The sequence below is a fragment of the Xenorhabdus kozodoii genome, from assembly GCF_002632875.1.
Lineage (GTDB): Bacteria > Pseudomonadota > Gammaproteobacteria > Enterobacterales > Enterobacteriaceae > Xenorhabdus > Xenorhabdus kozodoii.
Genome location: NZ_NJCX01000007.1, coordinates 88,439 through 114,401, shown reverse-complemented (window position 1 = coordinate 114,401; position 25,963 = coordinate 88,439). Strand labels below are relative to the sequence as shown.

The 25,963-nt window shown below is 44.8% G+C and carries 22 protein-coding genes, 1 tRNA gene and 2 pseudogenes; 14 read left to right on the top strand and 11 right to left on the bottom strand.

Features of this window, described 5'->3' with window-relative positions; all coding sequences use genetic code 11:
* Window positions 1–9: 9 nt before the first annotated feature.
* The 4 genes from Xkoz_RS06300 to Xkoz_RS20490 form a co-directional block, all read right to left on the bottom strand.
* A complete protein-coding gene (locus Xkoz_RS06300) occupies window positions 10–840 on the bottom strand; it encodes a DUF4123 domain-containing protein (RefSeq protein WP_099141362.1) in 831 nt (276 codons plus the stop codon).
* Window positions 837–1,133 (bottom strand): hypothetical protein, encoded by a 297-nt coding sequence (locus Xkoz_RS24625; protein ID WP_339373914.1) that lies wholly within the window; start codon window positions 1,131–1,133, stop codon window positions 837–839. Before Xkoz_RS24625 ends, Xkoz_RS06300 begins: the two co-directional genes overlap by 4 nt.
* Window positions 1,105–1,773 (bottom strand): type VI secretion system tip protein TssI/VgrG, encoded by a 669-nt coding sequence (gene tssI, locus Xkoz_RS06295; RefSeq protein ID WP_339373913.1) that lies wholly within the window; start codon window positions 1,771–1,773, stop codon window positions 1,105–1,107. Before tssI ends, Xkoz_RS24625 begins: the two co-directional genes overlap by 29 nt.
* Window positions 1,774–2,228: 455 nt before the next feature.
* Window positions 2,229–2,323 (bottom strand) — tRNA-Sec (locus tag Xkoz_RS20490).
* A 225-nt stretch (window positions 2,324–2,548) separates the two neighbouring features.
* On the opposite strand from Xkoz_RS20490, the gene prlC reads away from it, so the two are divergent.
* Together prlC and rsmJ are read left to right on the top strand one after the other, a co-directional pair.
* Window positions 2,549–4,591 (top strand): oligopeptidase A, encoded by a 2,043-nt coding sequence (prlC, locus tag Xkoz_RS06285; RefSeq protein ID WP_099141360.1) that lies wholly within the window; start codon window positions 2,549–2,551, stop codon window positions 4,589–4,591.
* Between the two features lie 6 nt (window positions 4,592–4,597).
* A complete protein-coding gene (gene rsmJ, locus Xkoz_RS06280) occupies window positions 4,598–5,341 on the top strand; it encodes a 16S rRNA (guanine(1516)-N(2))-methyltransferase RsmJ (RefSeq protein ID WP_099141359.1) in 744 nt (247 codons plus the stop codon).
* Between the two features lie 86 nt (window positions 5,342–5,427).
* On the opposite strand, the gene gdhA is transcribed toward rsmJ, so the two are convergent.
* Entirely contained in the window at window positions 5,428–6,771 is a 1,344-nt protein-coding gene (gene gdhA, locus Xkoz_RS06275) for an NADP-specific glutamate dehydrogenase (protein WP_099141358.1), read from the bottom strand.
* A gap of 258 nt (window positions 6,772–7,029) precedes the next feature.
* On the bottom strand, window positions 7,030–7,461 hold the full coding sequence (gene uspA, locus Xkoz_RS06270; protein ID WP_099141357.1) for a universal stress protein UspA: 432 nt from the start codon (window positions 7,459–7,461) through the stop codon (window positions 7,030–7,032).
* A gap of 329 nt (window positions 7,462–7,790) precedes the next feature.
* Here uspA and uspB point away from each other — a divergent pair, with 329 nt between their 5' ends.
* Complete coding sequence (gene uspB, locus Xkoz_RS06265) at window positions 7,791–8,120, top strand: universal stress protein UspB (RefSeq protein ID WP_099141356.1); 330 nt, start codon at window positions 7,791–7,793, stop codon at window positions 8,118–8,120.
* A gap of 65 nt (window positions 8,121–8,185) precedes the next feature.
* On the opposite strand, the gene pitA is transcribed toward uspB, so the two are convergent.
* Complete coding sequence (gene pitA / locus Xkoz_RS06260) at window positions 8,186–9,676, bottom strand: inorganic phosphate transporter PitA (RefSeq protein WP_099141355.1); 1,491 nt, start codon at window positions 9,674–9,676, stop codon at window positions 8,186–8,188.
* A 297-nt stretch (window positions 9,677–9,973) separates the two neighbouring features.
* Between pitA and Xkoz_RS06255 the strand changes: the two genes are divergently transcribed.
* Window positions 9,974–11,176 (top strand): BaiN/RdsA family NAD(P)/FAD-dependent oxidoreductase, encoded by a 1,203-nt coding sequence (locus tag Xkoz_RS06255; protein ID WP_099141354.1) that lies wholly within the window; start codon window positions 9,974–9,976, stop codon window positions 11,174–11,176.
* An 87-nt stretch (window positions 11,177–11,263) separates the two neighbouring features.
* Here the strand turns inward: Xkoz_RS06255 and Xkoz_RS06250 are convergent.
* Window positions 11,264–11,521: pseudogene (locus tag Xkoz_RS06250) on the bottom strand (IS1 family transposase); the annotation flags it as partial.
* Between the two features lie 543 nt (window positions 11,522–12,064).
* On the opposite strand from Xkoz_RS06250, the gene Xkoz_RS06245 reads away from it, so the two are divergent.
* The 7 genes from Xkoz_RS06245 to Xkoz_RS06215 all read left to right on the top strand — a co-directional run bounded on the left by Xkoz_RS06245 (window position 12,065) and on the right by Xkoz_RS06215 (window position 20,371).
* On the top strand, window positions 12,065–13,195 hold the full coding sequence (locus Xkoz_RS06245) for a LuxE/PaaK family acyltransferase (RefSeq protein ID WP_099141353.1): 1,131 nt from the start codon (window positions 12,065–12,067) through the stop codon (window positions 13,193–13,195).
* A 1-nt stretch (window position 13,196) separates the two neighbouring features.
* Window positions 13,197–15,635, top strand: coding sequence for an acyl-CoA reductase (locus tag Xkoz_RS06240; RefSeq protein ID WP_099141352.1), 2,439 nt, complete (start codon window positions 13,197–13,199; stop codon window positions 15,633–15,635).
* A 16-nt stretch (window positions 15,636–15,651) separates the two neighbouring features.
* Entirely contained in the window at window positions 15,652–16,896 is a 1,245-nt protein-coding gene (locus Xkoz_RS06235; RefSeq protein WP_099141351.1) for a phenylacetate--CoA ligase family protein, read from the top strand.
* Between the two features lie 11 nt (window positions 16,897–16,907).
* Window positions 16,908–17,849 carry a GNAT family N-acetyltransferase gene (locus Xkoz_RS06230; RefSeq protein WP_099141350.1) on the top strand — a complete coding sequence of 314 codons (942 nt, stop codon included), beginning with the start codon at window positions 16,908–16,910 and terminating at the stop codon, window positions 17,847–17,849.
* A gap of 473 nt (window positions 17,850–18,322) precedes the next feature.
* Window positions 18,323–19,216, top strand: coding sequence for a hypothetical protein (locus tag Xkoz_RS06225; protein ID WP_099141349.1), 894 nt, complete (start codon window positions 18,323–18,325; stop codon window positions 19,214–19,216).
* Window positions 19,209–19,643 (top strand): DUF1240 domain-containing protein, encoded by a 435-nt coding sequence (locus Xkoz_RS06220; protein ID WP_099141348.1) that lies wholly within the window; start codon window positions 19,209–19,211, stop codon window positions 19,641–19,643. Before Xkoz_RS06225 ends, Xkoz_RS06220 begins: the two co-directional genes overlap by 8 nt.
* Window positions 19,644–19,966: 323 nt before the next feature.
* Entirely contained in the window at window positions 19,967–20,371 is a 405-nt protein-coding gene (locus Xkoz_RS06215) for a DUF1240 domain-containing protein (RefSeq protein ID WP_244183408.1), read from the top strand.
* Window positions 20,372–20,392: 21 nt separating this feature from the next.
* On the opposite strand, the gene Xkoz_RS06210 is transcribed toward Xkoz_RS06215, so the two are convergent.
* The gene (locus tag Xkoz_RS06210) at window positions 20,393–20,872 is read right to left on the bottom strand and encodes an Hcp family type VI secretion system effector (protein WP_099141347.1); all 480 of its coding nucleotides are present in this window, start codon (window positions 20,870–20,872) and stop codon (window positions 20,393–20,395) included.
* A 453-nt stretch (window positions 20,873–21,325) separates the two neighbouring features.
* On the opposite strand from Xkoz_RS06210, the gene Xkoz_RS06205 reads away from it, so the two are divergent.
* Window positions 21,326–22,219 carry a hypothetical protein gene (locus Xkoz_RS06205; RefSeq protein WP_099141346.1) on the top strand — a complete coding sequence of 298 codons (894 nt, stop codon included), beginning with the start codon at window positions 21,326–21,328 and terminating at the stop codon, window positions 22,217–22,219.
* Between the two features lie 49 nt (window positions 22,220–22,268).
* Entirely contained in the window at window positions 22,269–22,625 is a 357-nt protein-coding gene (locus Xkoz_RS06200) for a DUF1240 domain-containing protein (protein ID WP_099141413.1), read from the top strand.
* A 42-nt stretch (window positions 22,626–22,667) separates the two neighbouring features.
* Here the strand turns inward: Xkoz_RS06200 and Xkoz_RS06195 are convergent, their stop codons facing one another.
* Window positions 22,668–23,297 (bottom strand): CatB-related O-acetyltransferase, encoded by a 630-nt coding sequence (locus Xkoz_RS06195; RefSeq protein ID WP_099141345.1) that lies wholly within the window; start codon window positions 23,295–23,297, stop codon window positions 22,668–22,670.
* Between the two features lie 523 nt (window positions 23,298–23,820).
* Between Xkoz_RS06195 and Xkoz_RS06185 the strand changes: the two are divergent.
* Window positions 23,821–23,937: pseudogene (locus Xkoz_RS06185) on the top strand (IS1 family transposase); the annotation flags it as partial.
* Window positions 23,938–24,182: 245 nt separating this feature from the next.
* On the opposite strand, the gene pckA reads toward Xkoz_RS06185, so the two are convergent.
* A complete protein-coding gene (pckA, locus tag Xkoz_RS06180; RefSeq protein ID WP_099141343.1) occupies window positions 24,183–25,802 on the bottom strand; it encodes a phosphoenolpyruvate carboxykinase (ATP) in 1,620 nt (539 codons plus the stop codon).
* Window positions 25,803–25,963: the final 161 nt, after the last annotated feature.

Below are 25,963 nucleotides of genomic sequence, written 5' to 3'. Positions count from 1 at the left end.
CTGTTTTGATTAAAGCGGCACTTGGCCTAGCTCTTGAATTAACACACTTTCCGCCCGCATATGCCCCGGCTGGTTGTATTCGGTTAATTGGGAATATATGGCCGCCGGCAGGTCATCAATCGTGAGGTAGTGTCGGGTGATAAAAAGCTGGAGTAAGCCCCGGACATTGCGATCATCCGTAATACCGTTTTGGTTGAACCAGTCAAAAAATTGCCGGGCGCATTCCAGCGTATCGATATGCGGAATAAAATCAAAAGGCGCTTTATCCAGCCATCCGGGGATGAATCCCGCTAGTTTTTCGATATAACGCGCGGTGAAAATAGCCTGTATTTTCTCCAACTGAATTTCGCTGATAGCGAGCATTTTGCGCTTGCTGGTTGCACCGACAGGAAAAGGCTCCCTGATTTCGGCAAAGTTATCCGTGCGTTCTTCTTCAAGATAGAGTGTCGTAATCCGCGTGATCGGCCCTAAAAAACAATGCAGCTCCCAGTCACTCAATACGCCGAGAAAATCCCAGATATTGCGCGGATCATAAAAACGGAAAAAGACCGGTTTTTCCTGCTGCGGAAGCAATACTTGCAGGTATTTTCGTAAATGCTGGCGCACAGTTTTCATATCCGCTTCACTGTGGACGAAAATTCCCCACGGCGTTCTGCGGCATTCCAGCCAGATTTTGACCTTTTCAGTGACCTGTATCAGGTACGGCGCGATCTTAACCAGTTCCGGCTGGAGAGGCTCACCATAAAGGCAGGCGGACGGTGGATCGTAGCGCTCCAATGTCAAAAACAGATCGGGTTCTGCCGCGCCATCAATAATGGCGTAGAGGGTTTCCTGGCTCATGCCTGTTTCTCCTTTTCTTTCATTGGGCAGTGGGCGACAAACATTGATCCTTCGCTTGCCGCGGCCAGCAAAATGGCGGGGGTAGCCGGCGCCAGTAAATCACCGGGGCTGCCACCGGAATTCAGGTTGATCGCTGCACCTTTGATGTCAATCCCACCGGCATGAAGCACAACAAAATTTCCACCGACATTCAGGGTGATTTTGCTGCCACTTTGTAGCGTCAGATCCCCTTGCGCATCAATACTGACGATGCCCTGAATTTTTTCAGCCAGATCGCCTTTGAGCTGTCCCATCAGTTTCCGGGCGATAAGGGACGGTAATCACTTTATTGAGGGACAGGCAGGAATCGTGAAATACGATGCGTTGCTCGTGCTGCGCCTGATCGAACGTGAAGTAGTAAAAAATACCTTCATCGGCCAGTAAGCGCTGGATAAAAGCAAGGTCGCTTTCATCATACTGAACGCAAAATTCCCGTGGCGGGTGTTTGTAACCCAATAGAAAGTCGAAATTGCGTATCCCATTTTCCCGCAACAGGCTTTCAACGATACCCTCCACGGATTGGTTTTGGAAAATCCGGCTATTGACCCGTAATGAGGCACGCCACAACGGGGGCTGGAGGGTGATACGGTAGTGGCTGGTATGACGCCCGGTAGAAAGTTGCGAAAACTGGGTGACCATTCCGGTGACTTGCCGCTCCGTCTGTCCATTGCGATGCACGGCAAAAGCGGCATTCCTGTCGAGGACATCAGCAAAATTAATGGCAGACGTTTTACCGGTTAATGTGGCTTCCAGCCGAAAAGGGGTTGACAGTGCTTCACTCAGAGAAAAATCGACAACCGCAAAGGTGTGTTCCGGTAAATTTTCGGTAATCAGTGTAAATACCAAACCTGAGCGGTCAAACAGTGGATTGATTTTATCCATCACCCTGCTCATGTGTACTCTCCATCATCTTTGGGTATATACCCATTGCCTTTCAAGATGCGCCTTATATCTCCCCGCGCAGGGGAGATATAAACACTTTCATTGGCTTGCAAACTGCAACTTGAAGTTGGATCGGTATAGCAATTTTTAGTGAATGCCGAAGAGCAAAAATAATGTAGTCATAACATTACTGTTGCCTATTTTGGGCAGGCCGCCGGGCAGGATATAATAGAATTATTTATATTTTCCAGTGCGAGTGAAAATACAGCAGGGAAATTGCGATCAACCTCTCTTCTTAAATAAAATCAGATAATTAATTCACTTTAATTTCACGTAATACCATAGATTAAAATCTTGCTGACGTGCGAAGTTTGTCTTATTTGGTTTACTTGATTCATACATTAATCAGAGAGAGGTTCAGGAAAGTTCCATATCAACCAAGAAAGCCAGTCTTGGCAACGACTCGATGGCGGAAGATCACAGGAGTCGAACCTGCCGGGGACCGCTGGCGGCCCCATCTGGATTTGAAGCCCAGCCGCCCCACCGGGGACGATGATCTTCCATTAATGAAATTGATGAAGAGCAGGGATTATAGCGCGTCTCCGGTCATATCTAAACCTCCCCATGACTTCACAGATCTCTGATATAAAAAGAGCATAATTATTCACACAAAAGTGCGGCATTCGCATTGAACTCACGGTATCTTATCCCCATCTATCGTCAATAACCCATTGGGATGCGCGGCTGGTTTCAGCCTGTACCCAACTACACATTTAAGGCGCTCATTATGACTAATCCGTTACTGACATCTTCTGCATTGCCTAAATTCTCTGTCATCGAACCTAAACATGTCGTGCCTGCTGTGAAAGAGACGTTAGCCAATTACCGTCAAGTAATTGAGAAGATTTTATCCGAAAATGCCACTTTTACTTGGGATAATCTGTGCCAACCCATTTCAGAAGAGAAAGACAGGCTTTCCCGTATGTGGTCGCCCGTCGAACACCTGAATGCGGTCAAGAATAGTCCAGAGCTTCGCGAAGCCTACGAGCAAAGCCTGCCGCTGCTCTCTGAATTCGATACCTGGCTGGGGCAGCACAAAGGGCTATACCAGGCCTATAAATCGCTAAAAGAGAGCCAAACCTTCGCAACCCTTTCCCAGCCACAGCAAAAAGTGGTTGAAGATACTTTGCGTGATTTTGAATTGTCCGGCATTAGCTTGCCAGAAGAGAAGCAGAAACGTTACGGTGAAATAACGGCACGTTTATCCGAGCTGGGCGCAAAATTTGGCAATAATGTGCTGGATGCCACAATGGGATGGACCAAGCTGATTACCGATGAGCGCGATCTGGCCGGTCTGCCTGAAAGCGCCAAAGCCGCCGCCAAGGCCGCCGCTGAAGCCAAGGAGCTGGATGGATGGTTGCTGACGCTCAATATGCCAAGTTATCTGCCCGTCATGACCTATGCTGATAAGCGTGAACTGCGCAAAGAAATGTATTACGCCTATACGACCCGTGCCTCCGAGCAAGGGCCAGATGCCGGAAAATGGGATAACAGCGAGGTTATGGCGGAAATACTCGCATTGCGTCATGAACTCGCCCAATTACTGGGTTTCAAGAACTATGCTGAATGCTCTCTTGCGACCAAAATGGCTCAAACACCCCAGCAAGTGCTCGATTTCCTGAATGATCTGGCTAAACGCGCCCACCCGCAAGGTAAGGATGAGCTGGAAGCGCTCACCGATTTTACCCAATCTCACTACGGTATTGATGAACTGGCAGCGTGGGATCTGGCTTATTACAGCGAGAAACAAAAACAGCATCACTTCTCCATTGATGACGAACAACTGCGTCCTTATTTCCCTGAACAACGGGCGCTGGAAGGGCTGTTTGAAGTGGTTCGCCGCATTTATGGCATCACCGCGACAGAGCGCCATGATGTCGAGACTTGGCACCCTGATGTTCGCTTCTTTGATCTGTATGACGATAAGCAAGTATTGCGCGGCAGTTTCTATTTAGATCTGTATGCCCGCGAACATAAACGCGGTGGTGCCTGGATGAACAGTTATGTCGGCAGAATGCGTCACGCATCGGGCGAATTGCAAAATCCGGTCGCTTATCTGACGTGTAACTTTAATAAACCCGTCGGTGACCATCCTGCCCTGTTTACGCACGATGAAGTCACAACGCTGTTCCATGAGTTTGGGCATGGCCTGCACCATATGCTAACTGAGATTGAAGCCCTGGATGTTGCCGGTATCAGTGGCGTACCGTGGGATGCCGTAGAATGCCCAAGCCAGTTTATGGAAAACTGGTGCTGGGAGCCGGAAGCATTGGCGTTTCTCTCCGGTCACTATCAAACTCAGGAACCTCTGCCCAAAGAGATGCTGGATAATATGCTGGCCGCCAAAAACTATCAGGCCGCAATGAAAATTCTGCGCCAGCTTGAGTTTGGCCTGTTCGATTTCCGCCTGCATGTGGAATATGATCCCGCCAAAGGGGCGCAAATCCTGGAAACGCTGCAATCCGTGAAAAAACAGGTGGCCGTTGTGCCATCACCCGATTGGGGACGCTTCCCGAACTCCTTTAGCCATATCTTTAATGGCGGCTATGGGGCAGGTTATTACAGTTATCTGTGGGCGGATGTTTTGGCAGCAGATGCCTATTCTCGTTTCTCGGAAGAGGGAATTTTCAATCGCACAACCGGTCAGTCATTCCTTGACAATATCTTGACCCGCGGTGGCTCAGAAGATCCAATGACACTGTTTGTCGGCTTCCGGGGCCGAAAACCAGAACTGGATGCCATGTTGAAGAGCTACGGCATCGGCGGATAATGACCTGTGAAAATTTGTTTGCTGTGTGAAGAAGGCGCTGATCCCGGCGCCTTATCGCGATTGGCTGAACGCTGGGATTTGATCCACGATGAAGGATCGGTCATGGCGCTGGTACTGACTCCCGAACGACTGGAATTGCACAAGCGCGATGAACCTAAGCTGGGCGGGATTTATGTCGATTTTATCAGCGGGACAATGGCGCACCGCCGCCGTTTTGGGGGTGGACGTGGCGAAGCCGTGGCGAAAGCGGTCGGTATCAAGAAAGATTATTTTCCCCATATCGTGGATGCCACCGCAGGATTGGGACGCGATGCTTTTGTGCTAGCCGCTATTGGCTGTCATGTCAGGATGTTGGAGCGCCACCCAGTGGTCGCCGCACTGCTCGATGACGGTCTACAGCGTGGCTATCAGGATGAAGAGATTGGTGGCTGGCTGAAAGAGCGCTTGACGCTGATCCATGCTTCAAGCATGACCGCATTGGCAGATATGACACCGTCGCCGGATGTGGTTTACCTCGATCCCATGTATCCGCATAAACAAAAAAGTGCGCTGGTCAAAAAAGAGATGCGGGTTTTCCAATCGCTGGTCGGGGCGGATGAAGATGCCGATGGTTTGCTGGAACCTGCCATGGCACTGGCGAAACGTCGGGTTGTGGTGAAACGGCCAGATTATGCAGAACCACTGGCGGGCGTCAAAGCGTCCGCCGCCATTACGACCAAAAACCACCGTTTTGATATTTATCCCTGCTGAGCATATTTTTATTCAGCCCGTTTTAGCCAAAAAATAAACCCCATGTTCGGCATGGGGTTTTTGATTGCGGCGCATCTTATCGCTAACTACACAATGCCCTGTGACAACATGGCATCGGCCACTTTGACAAAGCCCGCAATATTCGCGCCCTGCACGTAGTGAGTTTGTTTCCCTTCGCCACCATATTCGACGCAAGCCTGATGGATATCGAGCATAATATGGTGTAAACGAATATCCACTTTCTCCGCTTTCCAACTCAGGCGCGCGGCGTTCTGCGCCATCTCCAGACCCGAAGTTGCCACGCCACCCGCATTAGCTGCCTTACCCGGTGCAAACAAAACGCCTGCTTCAAGGAAAGCCGTCGTCGCCGCAATGGTCGTCGGCATGTTGGCACCTTCCGCAACCGCTTTTACGCCATTTTTAATCAATGTCTTCGCTGCATCTAAATCCAGTTCGTTTTGGGTTGCACCCGGCAAGGCAATATCCACCGGAACAGACCACGGATTCTGGCCTTTCAGGAAAGTCAAACCACGCTCTTTGGCATACTCTTCTACACGGCCGTAACGCTGGTTTTTGATCTCTTGAAGATGAGCCAGTTTCTCTGGTGTAAAACCGTCTTCATCCACGACTGTGCCGCCTGAATCCGATGCGGTAACCACTTTTGCCCCCAGTTCCATACATTTTTCGATGGAATATTGGGCAACATTCCCGGCACCGGATACGGATACCCGCATACCTTCAAGCGCCATGCCATGGCGTGTAAGCATTTCATGGGTGAAATAAACCAGCCCATACCCAGTCGCTTCAGGGCGGATCAAGCTGCCACCAAAAGAGAGGCCCTTGCCCGTAAAGACGCACGCCGTATTGTTGGACAGTTTTTTCATCATACCGGCCATAAAACCCACTTCACGGCTGCCTACGCCAATATCTCCGGCAGGCACATCGGTATCGGGTCCCAGATGGCGGTAAAGCTCGGTCATCAATGCCTGACAGAATCGCATAATTTCACCGTGGCTTTTTCCTTTGGGATCGAAATCGGAACCTCCTTTTCCACCGCCCATCGGCAGCGTTGTCAGTGCATTCTTCAATGTCTGCTCAAAGCCTAAAAATTTCAGAATGGAAAGATTAACAGAAGGATGAAAACGCATCCCGCCTTTAAATGGCCCAATGGCAGAATTGAATTGAACCCGCCATGCGCGGTTAACCTGTACTTTTCCTTGATCATCCACCCAACAGACACGGAATTGGATCACCCTTTCCGGCTCCACCAGGCGTTCCAATAACCCTTGCTCACAATATTGCGAGTTTTGTTGCAGAAAAGGCCAGAGAGAGGTCAACACTTCTCGTACTGCCTGTAGGTATTCTACTTGATGTGGATTGCGGGTTTTAACCGAATCGAGAAATGAGACTAAAGTTGATGAAACATTCATTTGGGCTTCCTTTTTGTCATTCAGAAGTGATGACCCCCAGCCATTTTGCATATTATTTAATTGTCGAAAATGTGAGGTAATTACGGTTTGCTTTCTGAATATAGCACTGTTCTATGCTTAAATTTCAACAACTATTTTTTATTGGTTTTCCCAAAAATACCTTTGACAATTTCTAAAGCAGTTTCATTATCTTTTTTAGGGATAAAAAAATCGCCTGCATAAGCAGGCGATTTTATAGAATAAAATATCAACCGAAGATTATTCTTCATCACGCAAAGGTATAATCAACATATCAACATGAACAGTGTTAATAAGCTGGCGAGCTGAAGACATCAACTTGCTCCAAAAATCCTGATGGTGACCACAGACAACCAAGTCCATATCATATTGCTTAATAGCATCCATAAGGACCTGGCCTAAATCACCACTGCCACTTAACGTCTCCTGAACGGGATAACCTGCATTGGCAGACAGCTCTTTCAGGGAGTTGCGCGTTTCATCTGCAATACGCTCCTGCATATCGCCAAGGTTTACGTCAATCAGGCCGGTATAAAGATCAGAGTAGTTAACATCAACATGGATCAGGGAAACTTTGGCATCATACGGTTTCGCCAGTGATACCGCTTTCTCCACCAAGACCTGACTTTCTGGCGATAAATCAACCGCAACAAGAACATGTTTGTAAGCCATAAGAACTCCTTCCAAACGTCGATTAAATGGATTGGCAGCATTAAATGCCATGACTCGATGTTGATACTATAACCGTTCAATATGTTATTTGAGTGTTGTTTTGATCACAACTTATTGTTTTAATTTCTTAACTCACTGAAAAAACAGCACCCACTCCAGCTATCTCTGGCAGACTCGCCACGACAGTGGATGATCTCCTCTATGCTAAACCCCGCCGGACACTGTATTTTTAACTAAGATTTAATATAGTTACTATTCGAATAAAAATTTTTCCGATGGGTTTCTTCTTTTGCTGGCAACGTTTGCTGCCGCGATCAAGAGGGGGAAGTATGTTCAATACCATTGCACTATTTTGGGCTATTTGCCTTATCTGCATTATTAACATAATTCGCTACTTTTCATCACTTCGTGTACTGCTATCCATTTTACGCGAGTCAGACCCAATGCTTTATCAATCCGTTGATGGAAATGGTTTTTTTAAGGCTAATGGTCAGTTCAATAAACAGATTCGGCTAGTGCGTTATATCAATTCACAAAGTTATATTAACCACCACGATCCTGATGTCGTTTTGATGTGCGAGAGAATGAGAAAACAATTTATATTGACAGAGATTCTATGTGGAGTGGTCTTGCTATGCCTGATAGCAATGATGATTTGAGAGATGAAAAACACATAAAAAAGGTTGACTGGCAATCAAGCAGCCAACCTTTTTCTGAGACGTTATCAGATCAGTTTCAGGGCGATCCAATACAGCAAGCCTGACAATGCAATGGAAATCGGCAACGTCAACACCCATGCCAACATGATATTTTTGATGGTCTTGCTTTGTACACCACCACCATCAACCAGCATCGTCCCCGCGACCGCAGAAGAGAGCACTTGTGTCGTAGATACCGGCATACCCGTGTAGCTGGCAACACCAATGGAAACCGCCGCCGTCACCTGTGCAGAAACACCTTGGGCGTAAGTCATGCCTTTTTTGCCAATCTTCTCACCGATAGTCACCGCAACACGTTTCCAGCCAACCATGGTGCCTAGAGACAGGGCAAAAGCCACAGCAACAATGATCCACAATGGCGCATATTCCACCGTACTGAGCAGATCCTTACGCAGTTTATTGAGGAAACGCGCATCTTCAAGGCTGGTTTCTGGCAGCTTAGCCACAGTGTTAGTCGTATCCGCGACACACATCAACATACGGCGCATGTTGTTACGTTGATCTGGCGTTAACTCGTTGAAACTATGAATATTCGCCAACATACTATCGGCTTTATTCAACACGATCAGCGCACGCGAGCTATCGCAGTGGAACGTCATATCCAGTTGATCATCAACAGCAGAAACGGCAGGACTCAGTTCAATCGCATGCGCTAACGCTGGAGCATGCTGTCCATAATACTGCTGCAAGTGGACAACGGCATCACGAGTGCGGGCGATGTCATAACTGGTTGAATTCATATTGACGACAAAACCCGCAGGGGCAACGCCAATCAGAACCAGCATTATCAAACCGATACCTTTCTGGCCATCGTTCGCGCCGTGGGAAAAACTCACACCAACAGCGGAGAGGATCAGGGCAGTACGAGTCCAGAATGGCGGTTTACGCTTACCATCCTGTTTTTCACGCTCAACAGGGGTCATGTGGATACGACGACGTTTTTTTGTCCCACTCCAGTAGCGGCGCAACAAAAACACCATCGCTCCGGCAATGATCAGCCCAACAAGAGGAGACAGGATCAAGGACATGAAAATCTGTATCATCTTCGGAATATTCAACGCATCAACCACCGAAGAACGGGACACTATCGCATTGGTCAAGCCAATACCGATAATCGATCCAATCAACGTATGGGAGCTAGATGCTGGAATGCCGAAATACCACGTACCTAAATTCCAGATGATCGCCGCCAGCAGCATGGAAAACACCATAGCCAAACCGTGGGTTGAGCTGACATTTAACAGAAGATCCGTAGGTAGTAGATGCACAATCGCATAAGCGACACTTAATCCACCAAGGAGAACACCCAAAAAATTAAAAACCCCTGCCATAACAACGGCAAGCTGCGAGCGCATCGCCCGCGTATAAATAACAGTTGCTACTGCGTTTGCGGTATCATGAAACCCATTGATGGCTTCATAGAAAAGCACAAACAACAGAGCAAGCACTAACATAAGGCCGGTATAAAATTCCAGGCCAGTAAACAGATGTAGCATAAACGTTAAGCCAGTTAGTAGGACATGACGCGCGCATTATCAGTGACAAACGTTAGCGGGAAAAGAGAAATATGACCTTTTTTTGATTTAATCACGGTCAAATGGCATAAAAATTCTTGCATTTACTAACTATATCAAAGAGTTATTTAATTTTAATATCTTGATATTTTTTTGATGAAAAATAATTTTTTAGCGTAGAAAGTTAAACCAAATGTACATTTTTCTCTGTAGTTCGTGAACAGAGCCACCACAATGCAGTGAATTCCTACAAAAAACTCGGTCAAAAGAGACAGATGAATGGAAAAATTTGATGTAATTATTATCGGCGCTGGCGCTGCCGGCTTATTTTGTGCTGCGCAAGCAGGGCAAGCCGGGTTAAATGTTTTGCTACTGGATAATGGCAAAAAGGCCGGTCGCAAGATTTTGATGTCCGGGGGAGGACGCTGCAATTTCACCAACATGTTTACCGAGCCAGCGGCATACCTTTCTTCCAATCCCCATTTTTGTAAGTCAGCACTTGCTCGCTATACTCAGTGGGATTTTATTGCTCTTGTACAACGCTATGGTGTCCCTTATCACGAAAAAACATTGGGGCAACTTTTCTGCGATGACTCAGCACAACACATCATCGATCTGCTGTTGAAAGAGTGCGAAATGGGGCAAGTCACAATTCGATTGCGCAGTGAAGTGACTCATATCGAGAAGAAAGAGCCGGGTTTTGTTATTACGGCGGCGGAAAGAAAAGTAAGTGCGCACTCACTTGTTGTAGCGTCCGGCGGTTTGTCCATGCCGGGTTTGGGAGCCTCTCCTTTAGGTTACCGCATCGCGGAGCAATTTGGCCTTAATATTCTGCCGACACGTGCGGCATTAGTTCCCTTCACCCTGCATAAGCCACTACTGGAACAACTTCAAACCCTTTCCGGTGTCTCCGTTCCTTCTGTTGTCACCACAAAAGATGACACTGTATTCAGGGAAAATATTCTGTTCACCCATCGCGGTCTTTCCGGTCCGGCTATTTTGCAGATTTCCAGCTATTGGCAGCCGGGGGAATATGTGAGTATTAACTTACTTCCTGATATCGATTTAGCGGATTTTCTGGATAAAGAGCGGGAATCTCATCCCAATCAGAGTGTGAAAAACACCCTGGCTAAACTACTTCCCAAACGTCTGGTGGAATGTTTTCAAGCGCTTGGGCAGTTGCCGGATCTGGCATTAAAACAACTTAATCCAGCACAGAAAAAAGCGTTGATCACCAGCCTGCAATGCTGGCAGGTGCAACCCAATGGTACGGAAGGCTATCGCACGGCGGAAGTGACCCTTGGCGGAGTGGACACTCACGAACTGTCATCAAAAACGATGGAAGCCCATAAGGTTAAGGGGTTGTATTTTATTGGCGAAGTGGTCGATGTAACCGGCTGGCTTGGAGGGTATAACTTCCAGTGGGCATGGAGTTCGGCGTGGGCTTGTTCGCAGGCGTTGGTGGCTGCGCAGAGGCAATAAAGTTTTCCCGTTGCCCGTAAGAACGATTTTAACGATTGTTCTTACATGGCAACTAGATTGGAGTTTCAGCCAGGTCATGATATCGATTTATTGATAGTGATGAATGTTCAGGTAATACCCGATGACGCGATCATGCACTTCAATGGATTTTGAAAAAGACAGGGTTTTTCGCGTTACTCTTGCCAAATGCTGACGAAGATTCAGGTTGTGTCTCTCTATACGCGAGGGATAACGCTTACTGACCACGTGAAATTTCCCTGCCAACGCTTTCTCATCACTTTTCCAGCCATCAGTCATAGAGATAACAATATTGAAAGGCGCAAGAAGCGCCATCAAACGGTTTATGACCCTCGATAAAAAGTGAATCATGGGGTTGTGGTTGAAGCCCATAAGTTGATGTATTAACAGGTAGTGCCGACACTTTATAAATCTGTAACAAGACGTAAAAATGGATATTTCCCCCAAATCATCAGCATACCAAAAAGAAACTTAAATCAATCGCCACATAATAACAAATAATAAAATACGCTTATCAAATAATGATTACGCCAAAGCAAAAACATTAGCAAAACCGTTTGATCATTACCATTTGGTTTGAAATAATGCACCCAAAAAATGCAGGGTTAACGTTCACTACAAAATGGCAAAAACATATATTGTTTCCATAAGATAGCTAATAAATAGAAAAAAATACCGATAACCCATCACGATACAACACATCACTCCACAGGAATACCTAAAGATCAAATTAAACAGGCGCTTCTATTTATTATATTAACTAATAAATAAAGTCTATCAAAAATGATTACACCCAATAGACAAATAAAAAATTAATTAATAATTTTTAATTAATCTTTATAGCTATTACTGAAAAATGAGTGCTGATATATGCAAAACTTACCCCATGTCCAAGCCCTGTGTGCTCTCACAGACCCTTACCGTGTTTGTACCGAATATGATGCATTATTTAATCATGCCATGCGTGAATTGACGCTATATCACTGTGAACATACCCCTGGTTATAAGCAGTGGCTGACAGATCATGGCTTGGATAAACAGGCGCTAATGACACTGGATGATTGGTCAACGCTGCCTTTGCTCTTTGCCAATTATTTCAAACGTCATCTGATACTCAGCGACAGTACACAAGATACGCTGGAACTGACGTCCTCCGGCACCACCGGACAAAAAAGCCGAATGCACTATGATCCTGCAAGTATTGCGGCTGCCCAGTATATGGTGGACTGTATTTTTGACTATTATGGCTGGAATACCCCTGATCAACCCTGTAACTACCTGCTGCTTAGCTACGAGCCTGCCGGTGCCATTACTCTGGGGACGACCTACACCGATCAGTTCCTGTGCAAATATGCCCCAGTCAATCGAGCCTACTATGCCTTGCGTCATAACGGGCAAGGTAATGAATTCGATCCCTTCGGTACGATTACGGCACTCCAGCAATTTGCCGAGGAAGGGTTGCCAGTGCGGATTTTCGGTTTTCCTGCCTTTTTATGGTTTACCCTGCAAAGAATGGAGCAAATGGGATTGCCGGCGCTGACATTGCATCCTGAGTCGCTGGTTTTCCTTGGCGGAGGCTGGAAAACCCATGCCGATAAGTCCATTCCCAGACACGAACTGTATCAACGGATAACGGGGCAATTGGGTATCCCCGATATTCGTTGCCGTGATGGTTATGGTTCAGTTGAACATCCCGTCCCTTATGTCGAATGTTCTCACCATCATTTCCATGTCCCAGTCTATGCCCGCGCGTATGTGCGCCATACCGCCAGTCTGGCCTGCCAACCTTATGGGGAACCCGGTTTTCTGCATTTTACATCACCTTATATCACTTCCTGCCCCGCCCACAGCATCGTGACAAGCGATCTGGCTGTGCTGCATGCCGGTAAAAGCTGTGGTTGTGAACTTGAAACGGATTGGTTTGAACTGCTTGGCCGGGCAGGTACGGGCAAAAGCCGTAGTTGTGCGATTGCCGCTTCCGAACTGATTGAGAGATCTTGATATGTCTTCCGTAAATACTGTTTCCGTAAAAACAACCAATAACCCAATTTCTTCAGAACAAGGGACAAGACAAAAAATCGCGACATTACGTGAACGCTTACCTGAGCTGCTGGCACGTCCGCATACGGCTGAGCAGGTACTTGATTGCGCGCAACGCTTTGCTGAATACCTTTCCAGTCTGAATGAGCACCCATTATTTGATGCACAAACCCGAAAATCGCTTATCGCTTTTTGCCAGCGTGAAGCGCTGGAAACCAAACTGGAGCGGGAACTGGGGCAAAATGCTTTTTCGCTGCGGCGATTCGATTATAACCAGAACCGATATGAAACCTGGAAGCCATTGGGCTTGGTCATCCATATTACGCCTTCCAATGCTGAACTCCTGCCTTTTATGGCGGTGATAGAGAGTTTGCTGGTGGGGAATATTAATGGGTTGCGCCCAAGCAGCAACGATAACGGGTTTAGTGCACAACTGCTGGCAGAATTTTTGACCCACGATATTTCGGGTGAATTAGCTGATCGGGTAGCCGTATTGCCGTTATCCGTGGCACACCTGGCCGAGTTGTTCAGTCAGGCCGATGCGGTTTCGGCCTGGGGCAGCGACGCTTCTTTGGCATCGATTCGTGCCCAGCTCCCCGCCGGTTGCCGCTGGATAGATTGGGGGCACCGTATCAGTATGGCCTGGCTGAGTCCTGACGCCGCCGATGATGCCCAATTGGATGCCTTAGCTGATGATATCTGTCGTTATGATCAACAAGCCTGTTCCAGCCCACAATGTTTGCTGGTCGATAGCGATGATCCCAACGTTTTACAACATATCGGACAACGCATGGCTGTCGCCCTGCAACGTCGCGCCGGATCACATTCCGCCCTGAAACCGGATATTCAGGAAGCCGCTGAGATTACGACCCAGACGGCTTTCCAGCAACTCGATTTTGCATTTACGCAGGTACGCGGTGAAATATGGCAAGCCGACGGCTGGCGGGTGATATGGCGACACGAAGAGGAGTTAGCGGCGTCTCCTCTGTTCCGCACATTGCAAATCCGCCCTGCGCCACGTCAACATCTGTGCACCATTTTGCTGCCCTGGCGTCACTATCTGCAAACCTGCGCTTTAATTACCCGCCAGGAACATATCACCGAAATGAGCCATACCCTGTTTGCTGCAGGTATCAGCCGTATCACCCCGGCGGGTCAAATGCATGATGGCTATAGTGGTGAGCCACACGATGGGGTCTACGCATTGTCACGCCTTGCCAAGCGAGTCTCCGTCAGCCTCGCGTCTGATGTCATGACAGGTTGTGCCCATCTTGATGTACTTCCATCATCAAGCCCACGTGGGTTAGAAAATTTACCCGTTATGAACAAGACCGATTTTCAAGCTCAGGCGCCTAATCATAAAGCTCGTCTGTTTTTCCGCAGCGGTGGCAGTAGTGGCACGCCTAAGCTGGCTGCTTATAGCTACCATGATTACCATCGGCAGATGCAGGCCGCCGCCGATGGCGTATTCGCCTCAGGGCTTGAGCCTGCAACCGATCGCGTCATGAACTTGTTATATGGTGGAAAGTTGTACGGCGGCATGATGAGCTTCTTTACCATCCTGGATAAATTAGGCGTGGCGCAATATCCAATGGGGGGGCCGACTGACAATGACTTTAGTGAAATTGCTGATTTTATTGTCCATCAGCGTATTAATACGCTAGTGGGTATGCCAAGCACGATACACCGGTTATTTTTGAATGAGGAAACCAAACTACGTCAATATGGCGGCATTCGTAAGCTCTTTCTGGGCGGTGAGCACCTCAATATCAACCAACGGAATTTTCTGGCTAGCTTTGGTTCTCCCCTGATACGTTCAACCATTTACGGTTCCGTTGATGCGGGACCGGTAGGCCATGCGTGCGCAGCCAGCGAGGATGGCATTTTCCATTTAATGGCGGATACCCAATGGCTGGAAATTTTCAATATAGAGAATGATCACCCCGTGGCAGAGGGCGAAACTGGGCGCCTGGTATTCACCTCCCTCCATCGCGAGGCACAACCTATCCAACGTTACGATTTGGGGGATCTCGGTTGCTGGATCCATCAACCTTGTTCTTGTGGCCTGACTTCACCGCGTTTCCGACTTAAAAACCGTCATGGCTCCCTGCTGCGGGTAGGCAGTATTTTTTTCAATCTGGCTGATTTGTCTGAACAACTGGCATTACCCGTGCAATGGATCATCGATCATAACAGTGATGGCGTCGATAACATTCAGCTATTGGTTGATCATGCCGATCCCCTCACTGTGCGCCAAAACTTATTGAAAAATCCCAAAATTCTCGAAGTTGTTGAAGGGGATCTGCTGAATTTAGAGGTGATTGCCACTTCAAGCGCTGAGTTTCACCGCAATGAACATAGTGGAAAAACACCACTCTTCATCGACTTGCGTAAATATTAATTTGAGTAAAATTAAGATGATGACCAGAACGACATTGATTGATTTGCTCCATCATGCGCGCGAGCATTCTGCTTATTACCGAGAACTCTATCAGTCCATTCCCGATGACTGGACTCTGGAAGACTTGCCACTCGTCACGCCCAGTCATTACTGGGCAAATTCAACCAACTTACCAACATGGCCGGTGCTGACTGCTCCGTTGAAAGGCGGTCACGTGTTTAAAACCGGTGGTTCAACCAGTGATGGGCGGCTATCGGTTTTCAGTCAACAGGAGTGGAAAGCATTTATTCATTCCTTTGGCCAAGGCATTGCCCGCCAGTTAAAGATTGGGGATCGGGTGGCTAACCTGTTTTTTGCCGGCGATCTTTATACCAGCTTTATATTTATTCACGGCGCATTATCGAATGCGCCAATCCCGATATTGGAGTTTCCTTTCACCTGTAAGGTTGAAGATGAATTGCTCATTAACAATATCCGCCATCACAACATCAATGTGCTGGTGGGTGTACCGGTGCAATTAATCCGTCTGGCTCACTCTCTGAAAGAGAGTGGGCAAATATTGCCGATGGTGGAGACCATTCTTTACGGGGGAGAAAGTTTGTTTGATTCACAGGCCGCTATCATACAACACGTTTTTCCTCACGCCCGTTTAGGCTCAATCGGTTGTGCCAGTGTCGATGCGGGTTTGATCGGCTTTGCTGATCCAGACTGTAAACAGGGAGAGCATCGCGTATTTACTGACGACACGATTATTGAGATCGTAGATGAAATCACTCACCAACCCATTACGGTGGTAGGGAAGCGCGGTCTGTTAGTGGTTACAAACCTGCAACGGCGCCTTATGCCTGTGATCCGCTATCCTACTGGCGATATGGCTTGCTGGTGCGAGCCAGAACAGCCAGACCGTAAGTTTGCCCTGCAAGGACGAGCGAATCAGGGCTACCGTATACGATTTGGCACATTGTCATTATTTCCTGACGACTTAGCGGCACAGCTATCACAACAAACCGAGCTTTTGGCCTGGCAATTGGTGCTAAGCCAGAAAGCAGGCCAAGATCAAATCCGATTATTGGTGGCAAGCCTGCAAACTGTCGATATTGACGAAATATGCTGTCGGGTCATGGCAGCCTTCCCAAATTTGCAAGAGGCTTGCACACACCAAAATATGCTTGAGATCGTGCAAACCAATATCGATAGCATGTATATGCACCCGCGATCAGGAAAATTGCAGCGAGTTGTGGATTTACGTAGTTATAACTAAGGTTGAAATCGATGACTATCTCCCAATCTGCTATTCAGATCCGCAGCTATCAACCAGGCTATGATAAAAAAATCAGCCAATTATTCCGTGAGATTTATGGCGATTCCTATGTCTATCCTGACATCTATCTGCCAAAACTGATCAATGACAACCAGACGACAAAACGATGGTATTCTGCTTTAGCATTCCATCAAGGGCGGCTTATTGGACATGCTGCACTGGTTAAAGAGAGTGAGCAGAAAAATCAGGCTGAGCTGGCGCTTATTGCGGTATATCCCGATTTTCAAGGCTATGGTGTGGCTAAGTCTCTGGGCAGTTATTTATGCGGCTATGCGAAGGAGCAAGGTTATAATTTATTGACGATGAAGCAGGTATGCTCACACCCTAAAAGCCAGTACATCGCCCGAAATTTAGGTTTCTATTCTACGGCACTGATGCTGGATTATGTTGATTCGCCATTTGGATTGCCAGACCCCGAAAGCATCGTTCAGGGTATTTTGCCGCTTAAATCATTACCCTTACCTAAGTTGGACTGGCCCCAGAGTTGGCAAGACTGGGTCGCTCAACTCAGCCAATATGTTGGTGGGATATCCCCAAATGCACCATCAGGATATCGGCGTTCTATTCCTCCTAAGCCATTTACCATGAAAAAATCCGGGCGACGTTTGGAGATCACACTCTATGAGGTTCACCCTAACTTTTTATCAGAAATTATCGACTTACCTCCCGGACAGTTGATCTATTTGAAATTGCCGGCATGTGAAGAAGCGCTAGGGTTGTACTCATGGCTTAAAAAAGGCGGATTTCGATTTGCCGGACTGTGCCCAGATACCCATGATGGGTGGTTTTTGTTGTGGCTACGAGGCTACCAATTAACCCCCTATCAGTTTCACGACACAGGCACTCAACACCTCTATCAGATGGAATTGGGGGGTGAGCTAACACGAGCATAATTTTAAACGGCACTTCCAATTTGCTTAAAAAAACACTTTACAAATGATATTGAGAACGATTATCATTCTTAGCACTTTCAGTGCACCACCTTCAGGGTCCATGTGAAAGTACGACATTGCTCACATTGCTTCCAGTGTTTACTTTTATAAGCCAACTTTATGTTGGCTTTTTTTTTCCCTTGATTTTGCAAAAACGAAAGATACCTTTCAATAGTGTTATGACCCGCTCAAGCGCCACTTTTCCGCCGACAGGAAAACTTGACCTGGCTCCCAATAATCCAGAAACATTAAAGAAAAAATAGGCAAACCCGATAAAATAGGAGCAATATTCATTAACAAATAGAGATATATACCCTATGGATTTCAAGATGCAGCGCGACGGCAAGGGAATGAATCCCCAGGAGCATAGGGGTGAATGAGCGCAGCCAACAAAGCGGCAACTTGAAAGACGACGGGTATAAGGGGTTATTAAAATGAAATATGATCCACGTTTAAGGACATGGGTGGAGGATGATTTTGATTACGAAGCAAATTTTAAAAAACAGATGGATTACATTAATTATGCCGATCTTGAAAAGCAACTCAATGAAAACGTAGATTACCATGCCTTATTAGATGAAAATGAAGCTATTACCTTTTTGAAAGAATTAGGGAGTGACATTAAATCATTTCTAAATGATAATGTATTTTCAGTCACTGATGTCTTGTCAAATTTTTCCGGAAATATAAAAGATGCCCCTGGGATTTTTAAAGTGGCAAAACATTTAAAGCCTATAAATATCGGAATAACAACGTATATAATAAATGAATTAAAAGGAAAAGGCGTAAAAGCGATAGAGTACTCAGGAAAAAATGGCGAAAGATATATAAAACTCACTGACACGCCAGGAGTTAGACGATATTTGAATGCAACAAGATACCTTATCAATAATAAAAAAATAATGGAGGTTGGCGTCGGTTCTGTCGCTATGGAAAGCAATATTGCTGCGGGAGCCAGGTTTGGTATTGTATTTTCTGCGGCATATAGAGCGGTTGAATTAATGCTTAAGGATGAATATAGCCTAACAGATTTTTTTGTTAATTTGTCAATGGATATAGCAAAGTTAGTTGTAGCAACAACAATAGCCAAGTTAACAGTTGCAGGAGCAACTTCATTTGTTATTACCACAGCTCTTAGTACCACTGCTATAGCTATCGGTGTTTTCGTAATTGGAGCGCTTGTTGTTTGGGGTTTAATGTTGTTAGATGATGAACTTAAAATTAGTGAAACCATAATTAAAAAATTAAAAGAATATAAGGTAAAACCATCTACACCTTATCATCCTGACCAATTTTTCAATACTTGGGGGAAATATTCTCGTGGGTAATAAAAACACGCTATCTAGAGTGAAAATATTTATTTCTGCACTAATATTTATGAGTGTTTCTGTAATTGGTGCATTAGCATCAATCATTGATTATCTAGGACTTATAACCAAAAGTGACATTATTACATTCTCAACCAGAAGCGCTTGGTTTATTTGGTGCAGTCCATTATGCATGTATATATCTCTATTGTTATTTAAGTCTATTTTAAATAACAACAAGGTGGCTTTAAGTAATAAAAAAAAGATAACATTAAGTCATAAAATTGGGGGGGCAGTGACTTTTATAAGTATAATCGGGTTTGTTTTTACTTTGTTTTTTTCTTTTTACGTTGATTTTACACTAAAACATGAAAATTACATTACATGTGCTAAATCATCATGGATAGCACCTAATAAATATGTAAAAGATATAGCCCTATGTAAATAGCCAATAAGCATAGCAAAATGATTGAATATACCCTAATAGATTTTTATGTTAACTTACCAATAAATATTGAAAAGTGAGTTATAGCAACAGGAATAACCAAAGTAACTATTTCAATGGTAACTTTAGCCCTTTTTGCTACCGCCATAGCTCTTGGTGTCTTGGTGTTTTCGTTATTGTAGTTGAGGTTGCTTATGGTTTATATTTATTAGATGACGGGTATAAAATCAGTAAAACCATCCTTAAAAAATTAAAATAAAATAAGGTAAAACCGCCTACACTTTATCATCCTGACCAATTTTTTAGTATGTGGGGTAGATATTCTTGTGGATAATGTAAATAGATTTAAAGTATTTGTAGTCGCTGTAGCATTTATGTGCGTTGCTGCACTTGGTTTAGTATCAATAAATGATTATAGAGGATTTTTAGCTAGAGATAATATTATTACGTTTTCAACAAAAAGTGCCTTGTTTATCTGGGGTAGTCCATTATGTATGTATTTTTCTTTATTGTTATTCCAGTACCTTATAACGAAAAAACAGGTGAATTTCAATAATAAAATAGGCGGCATATTTGGTTTTATCGCTGTAATAGGGTTTATTTTTAATTTCTTTCTTTCTTTTTACGTTGATTTTACACTAAAACATGAAAATTACATTACATGTGCTAAATCATCATGGATAGCACCTAATAAATATGTGAAAAATATATCCTTATGTAAACAAGCATAGCAAAATGCTATGCTTGTTTTATTAATAGGTTCTGTCTTCCCATATACTATAGGCTGATGTTCCGGCTGTGATATGATTCCATGAGATGGATTTGTAATTTAGAAAAACCCTTTCGTGTGGCATGGCATCGAAATTATTTATAGAATGTGGATATTCACAGGAAATGTCAGTGATGGTGGCTTCCGTAATTTTTACTTCATAGAATAATTCTAATTGCCCAGCTTGGCTTGTTCTGTAAAAAACAAAAGTACCATTTAAAGATTCGTTTGAATCTATTGCCATCGCTAATAATGGTGATGATTTATCCACTGGTTTAATGAATTGTATTGGTTGGTGGCTGACATTCTGCTGTCGCGTTATTGTATGGTTTAAACTCAGTACCTGTATTTGATCTTCATGTCCACTTTGATACCTGTTTCCTATTGAGTCAAGGGTTGAACACCCCGCAGAGATTAATCCTTGTTTTTTACCATTTAAAGATAAATAAATCATGTATGACATACAAATATCACCCTGGTTTTTATAATTAAATCTGATAAATTAAGTTTAAAACTTAACATATAAATAAGAATAAAAACAGACATACAAATACAAAAAAACATCATTTTAATATCTTTGCTATTAATTTTTTTTGTTAATCATCTATAAAAATTGTGATTTAGCTTGCCATTTTTATTTAATTATAAACGATGCGATGCTGTCTATAGCGATTATCATGGGTGATACTCCGACAGGAAAACTTGACCTGGCTCCCAATAATTCAGAAACATTAAAGAAAAAATAGGCAAACCCGATAAAATAGGAGCAATATTCATTAACAAATAGAGATATATACCCTATGGATTTCAAGATGCAACGCGACGGCAAGGGAATGAATCCCCAGGAGCATAAGGGTGAATGAGCGCAGCCAACAAAGCGGCAACTTGAAAGACGACGGGTATAAGGGTTATTAAAATGAAATATGATCCACGTTTAAGGACATGGGTGGAAGATGATTTTGATTATGAAGCAAATTTTAAAAAACAGATGGATTACATTAATTATGCCGATCTTGAAAAGCAACTCAATGAAAACGTAGATTACCATGCCTTATTAGATGAAAATGAAGCTATTACCTTTTTGAAAGAATTAGGGAGTGACATTAAATCATTTCTAAATGATAATGTATTTTCAGTCACTGATGTCTTGTCAAATTTTGCCGGAAATATAAAAGATGTCCCTGGGATTTTTAAAGTGGCAAAACATTTAAAGCCTATAAATATCGGAATAACAACGTATATAATAAATGAATTAAAAGGAAAAGGCGTAAAAGCGATAGAGTATTTAGGAAAAAATGGCGAAAGATATATAAAACTCACTGACACGCCAGGAGTTAGACGATATTTGAATGCAACAAGATACCTTATCAATAATAAAAAAATAATGGAGGTTGGCGTCGGTTCTGTCGCTATGGAAAGCAATATTGCTGCGGGAGCCAGGTTCGGTATTGTATTTTCTGCGGCATATAGAGCGGTTGAATTAATGCTTAAGGATGAATATAGCCTAACAAATTTTTTTGTTAATTTGTCAATGGATATAGCAAAGTTAGTTGTAGCAACAGCAATAGCTAAAGTAACTGTTTCAGCAGTAACTACAGTCGTTTTTGCTACAGCTCTTAGTGTTACTGTTATATCTTTTTTAGTTTTCGGTGTTGGATTAGTTGTTGCTTATGGTTTATATCGGTTAGATAACGAATATAAAATTAGCGAAAGTATAATTAAAAAATTAAAAGAATATAAGGTAAAACCGCCTACACCTTATCATCCTGACCAATTTTTCAATATGTGGGGTAGATATTCTCGTGGATAATTTAAATGCTATAACTAGGATAAAAGTATTTTCACTTTCACTCATATTTATGAGCATTTCTATATTTGGCGGAATGACATCAATAATTGATTATAGAGAATTTATAACTAGAAGTGACATCATTACATTTTCTAGCAAAAGTTCTTGGTTTATTTGGTTTAGTCCTTTATCTATGTATTTTGCTTTAAAGTTCATCAAGTTCACAATAGTGAACCACAAGGTGTCATTTAATAATAGAACAGGAGCTATCTTTACCTTTATAGGTATAATCGGGTTTATTTTTACTTTGTTTTTTTCTTTTTACGTTGATTTTACACTAAAAAATGAAAATTACATCACATGTGCTAAATCATCATGGATAGCACCTAATAAATATGTGAAAAATATATCCCTATGTAAAAAGTAAATAAGCATAGCAAAACGGGCGGGAATATCCCGCCCGTTGTTTTTAACGGCGCATAGCCGCCATCAACCTTTCCAACTCATCGATATCATCATCGGCCAGCGCGGGCTGGATTTTCGCAAACTCCGCATCGGACAAATCATAGATTCGCAAGGCGATCAAACGCGCGATGGTTTCCGGCGCGAATCGCCAACGAATGAACTTCGCCGGATTGCCGCCGACGATAGCATAAGGCGCGACATCGCCGGTCACCACGCTGCCGGCAGCGACGATCGCTCCCTCGCCTATTGATACCCCCGGCATCAGCATCACCCGCATGCCGATCCAGCAACCATCGCCCAGCCGGGTATCGCCTTTGGGGCGGTACGCCTGTTTGATGGTCGCCATAAACGGGTACAGGCTCAGCCAGTCGATTCGATGGGTGTGGTTGCCGCCCATCAGGATCACCGCTTCGGCCGCGATGCAAACGTAGTCACCGATCAGCAAGCGGTCGATCGCGCCCAAAGGCTGCCATTGCCGGCTGACCGCGTCGCCGTGCAGGTAGCGTACCACCGAGCGTTCGAAACCGTTATCCCAGCAGTCGCTGTAATAGCTGTGGGTGCCTTTGACTATGATATTCGGATTGGTCACCGTCTGATGCAATAGTTCGGTTTTTGACCAGTGTTTTTCGGACATGGCATATTCTCTTGTTACGGGAATAAAAGCCACGGAACGGATGTCTGTGGCCGTGTTGTCGTTCACTCAACACGGCCGATCAAGCGATAAGCGCTCTTTTTAATCTCGGGTTATTGGTCATGACAGCCTCTCTTGCGAGGCGCCATATTAACCGATCACGCCTCGGCAGTCTTGCTTTTCAACAGCAGCACCCCGCTCAGCCGTTGCAGCTGATCCATGCTTTCCCCCAACAGGAATCCCGGTGAGCACCAGCTCCAGCGACAGGAACCACAAATCGCCGACCTGAGTGTGCCGGATCTGAAAATGCACGCGCGGGATATCAGCCCGATGCGATATGTGCCGGCCTAATACAGGGAAGATCTGCCCGGCACCGACGGTCAGGGTGAAAAAACGGCAGCAACAGCACAAATAACAGCCATCACCAGACGTTTCGACTGTCTGGCACACAGGCAGCGGAGGAATAAACAACAATTCGGCAAATGATGCCCAGATCGCTGTGGTTTGAATTTCCTATACGTGAACCAACCTGACCCATCGTACCCGAATAAAAAGGTTGAATCGAAAAACACGGTGTTATTCCAAATCAAAAGAAATACACGGCAAAGTCATCGGGACTTTTTTTGAACGAGAATTCTATTAGTTATAAGGTGATCTAACTATTGGAGTCATGACCCACATTGGTTTGCAAGCGGCAACTTGAAGTTGGATTGGTATATACCAATCTAACTTCAATATGCGTGTGATTTCTCCCCGCGAAGCGGGGGGGTATCACACGCATATTGAAAGGCGACGGGTATAAATAGTAAATAAGCATAGCAAAATGCGTATTAAAAAAACTCTATCCAACCGAATAGAGTTCTTTCATCAAAACTTAAAATTACACGACTACAACTTAGGCCCCGCTTTCACCAATGCAGCCCCCGCAGCCGTATCCGTGTATTTATCAAAATTATCGATAAAGCGCTGTGCCAGATCTTTTGCCTTCACATCCCATTCGGATTTATCGGCATAAGTATTGCGTGGGTCCAAGATGTTGGTATCTACACCCGACAATGTCGTTGGTATAGCCAAATCAAAAATCGGCAGTTGGATCGTATCCGCCTTTTCAATGTCACCATTGAGGATCGCATCGATAATCGCACGGGTATCTTTGATGGAGATACGTTTGCCTGTGCCATTCCAGCCAGTATTCACCAGATAAGCTTTTGCGCCCGATGATTGCATACGCTGAACCAGCACTTTTGCATATTGCGTCGGATGCAGTGACAGGAATGCCGCCCCAAAGCAAGCCGAGAAAGTGGGAGTAGGTTCCGTTACACCACGCTCAGTTCCCGCCAGTTTTGCGGTGAAACCAGACAGGAAATGATATTGGGTTTGTTCTGGCGTTAAGCGGGAAACCGGAGGCAATACACCGAAAGCATCAGCCGTCAGGAAAATGACCTTAGTCGCGTGTCCTGCTTTTGAAACTGGCTTAACGATATTTTCAATATGGTAAATCGGATAAGAAACGCGGGTATTTTCTGTTTTAGCGCCATCATTGAAATCAACTGTACCATCCGCCAGTACAGTGACATTCTCCAGTAAGGCATCACGGCGAATGGCGTGGTAAATATCCGGCTCAGCTTCTTTGGATAAATTGATGGTTTTCGCGTAACAACCCCCTTCAAAGTTAAATACGCCATCATCGTCCCAGCCATGTTCATCATCACCGATCAACTTACGTTTTGGATCAGTGGAAAGTGTGGTTTTCCCCGTCCCGGAAAGACCGAAGAAAATAGCAACATCCCCCTCTTCACCCACATTTGCGGAACAGTGCATGGAGGCAATCCCTTTCAATGGCAACAGGTAGTTCATCATTGAGAACATCCCTTTTTTCATTTCACCACCGTACCAAGTACCACCAATCAACTGCATGCGCTCTGTCAGGTTAAACGCAACAAAGTTTTCAGAATTCAGCCCCTGCTCTTTCCATTGTGGGTTGGTACATTTGGCTCCGTTCATCACAATAAAATCAGGTGTGAAGCCAACTAACTCTTCATCTGACGGGCGAATAAACATGTTTTTTACAAAATGAGCCTGCCACGCCACTTCGGTGATAAAGCGCACTTTCAGGCGTGTATCTGCATTAGCGCCACAAAAAGCATCAACCACAAACAAACGTTTGCCTGAAAGCTGCTGGGTAACCAATCCCTTAAGATGTGACCAGGTTTCCTGACTGAGCGGTTTATTGTCGTTTTTTCCTTTCCCCTGATCAGCCCACCAGACGGTATCGCGGGTAATATCATCGCGAACAATGTATTTATCTTTCGGGGAACGCCCCGTGAAAATACCCGTATCCACCGCGACAGCACCAAGATTAGTCAATGTGCCACGCTCATACCCTTGTAGGGAGGGTTGGGTTTCTTCAGAGAATAACAACTCATAACTTGGGTTATAAACAATTTCACTCACATCACGAATACCATAAACCGCAAGTTCCTGCTCAGTAATGCCTATAACGCTCATTTGTTGCTCCTGGTCAGTTATACTTTATCTCTGTGGGGATAATAAATAATTATGACTAATTAACAGCGATTGTTATCAAAAAATTGAAATCATATTATTTTTTTTAAGCTCATATGAGACACAGAACACGGAATGGGAGATCACTCATAATGGAAAGGGCG

Bases quoted from the DNA above. Each gene is read 5' to 3' on its own strand.
- Xkoz_RS06300 (WP_099141362.1), bottom strand. From the start codon at position 840: ATGAGCCAGGAAACCCTCTACGCCATTATTGATGGCGCGGCAGAACCC.
- Xkoz_RS24625 (WP_339373914.1), bottom strand. From the start codon at position 1,133: ATGGGACAGCTCAAAGGCGATCTGGCTGAAAAAATTCAGGGCATCGTC.
- tssI (WP_339373913.1), bottom strand. From the start codon at position 1,773: ATGAGCAGGGTGATGGATAAAATCAATCCACTGTTTGACCGCTCAGGT.
- prlC (WP_099141360.1), top strand. From the start codon at position 2,549: ATGACTAATCCGTTACTGACATCTTCTGCATTGCCTAAATTCTCTGTC.
- gdhA (WP_099141358.1), bottom strand. From the start codon at position 6,771: ATGAATGTTTCATCAACTTTAGTCTCATTTCTCGATTCGGTTAAAACC.
- uspA (WP_099141357.1), bottom strand. From the start codon at position 7,461: ATGGCTTACAAACATGTTCTTGTTGCGGTTGATTTATCGCCAGAAAGT.
- uspB (WP_099141356.1), top strand. From the start codon at position 7,791: ATGTTCAATACCATTGCACTATTTTGGGCTATTTGCCTTATCTGCATT.
- pitA (WP_099141355.1), bottom strand. From the start codon at position 9,676: ATGCTACATCTGTTTACTGGCCTGGAATTTTATACCGGCCTTATGTTA.
- Xkoz_RS06255 (WP_099141354.1), top strand. From the start codon at position 9,974: ATGGAAAAATTTGATGTAATTATTATCGGCGCTGGCGCTGCCGGCTTA.
- Xkoz_RS06245 (WP_099141353.1), top strand. From the start codon at position 12,065: ATGCAAAACTTACCCCATGTCCAAGCCCTGTGTGCTCTCACAGACCCT.
- Xkoz_RS06240 (WP_099141352.1), top strand. From the start codon at position 13,197: ATGTCTTCCGTAAATACTGTTTCCGTAAAAACAACCAATAACCCAATT.
- Xkoz_RS06235 (WP_099141351.1), top strand. From the start codon at position 15,652: ATGATGACCAGAACGACATTGATTGATTTGCTCCATCATGCGCGCGAG.
- Xkoz_RS06230 (WP_099141350.1), top strand. From the start codon at position 16,908: ATGACTATCTCCCAATCTGCTATTCAGATCCGCAGCTATCAACCAGGC.
- Xkoz_RS06225 (WP_099141349.1), top strand. From the start codon at position 18,323: ATGAAATATGATCCACGTTTAAGGACATGGGTGGAGGATGATTTTGAT.
- Xkoz_RS06210 (WP_099141347.1), bottom strand. From the start codon at position 20,872: ATGTCATACATGATTTATTTATCTTTAAATGGTAAAAAACAAGGATTA.
- Xkoz_RS06205 (WP_099141346.1), top strand. From the start codon at position 21,326: ATGAAATATGATCCACGTTTAAGGACATGGGTGGAAGATGATTTTGAT.
- Xkoz_RS06200 (WP_099141413.1), top strand. From the start codon at position 22,269: ATGAGCATTTCTATATTTGGCGGAATGACATCAATAATTGATTATAGA.
- Xkoz_RS06195 (WP_099141345.1), bottom strand. From the start codon at position 23,297: ATGTCCGAAAAACACTGGTCAAAAACCGAACTATTGCATCAGACGGTG.
- pckA (WP_099141343.1), bottom strand. From the start codon at position 25,802: ATGAGCGTTATAGGCATTACTGAGCAGGAACTTGCGGTTTATGGTATT.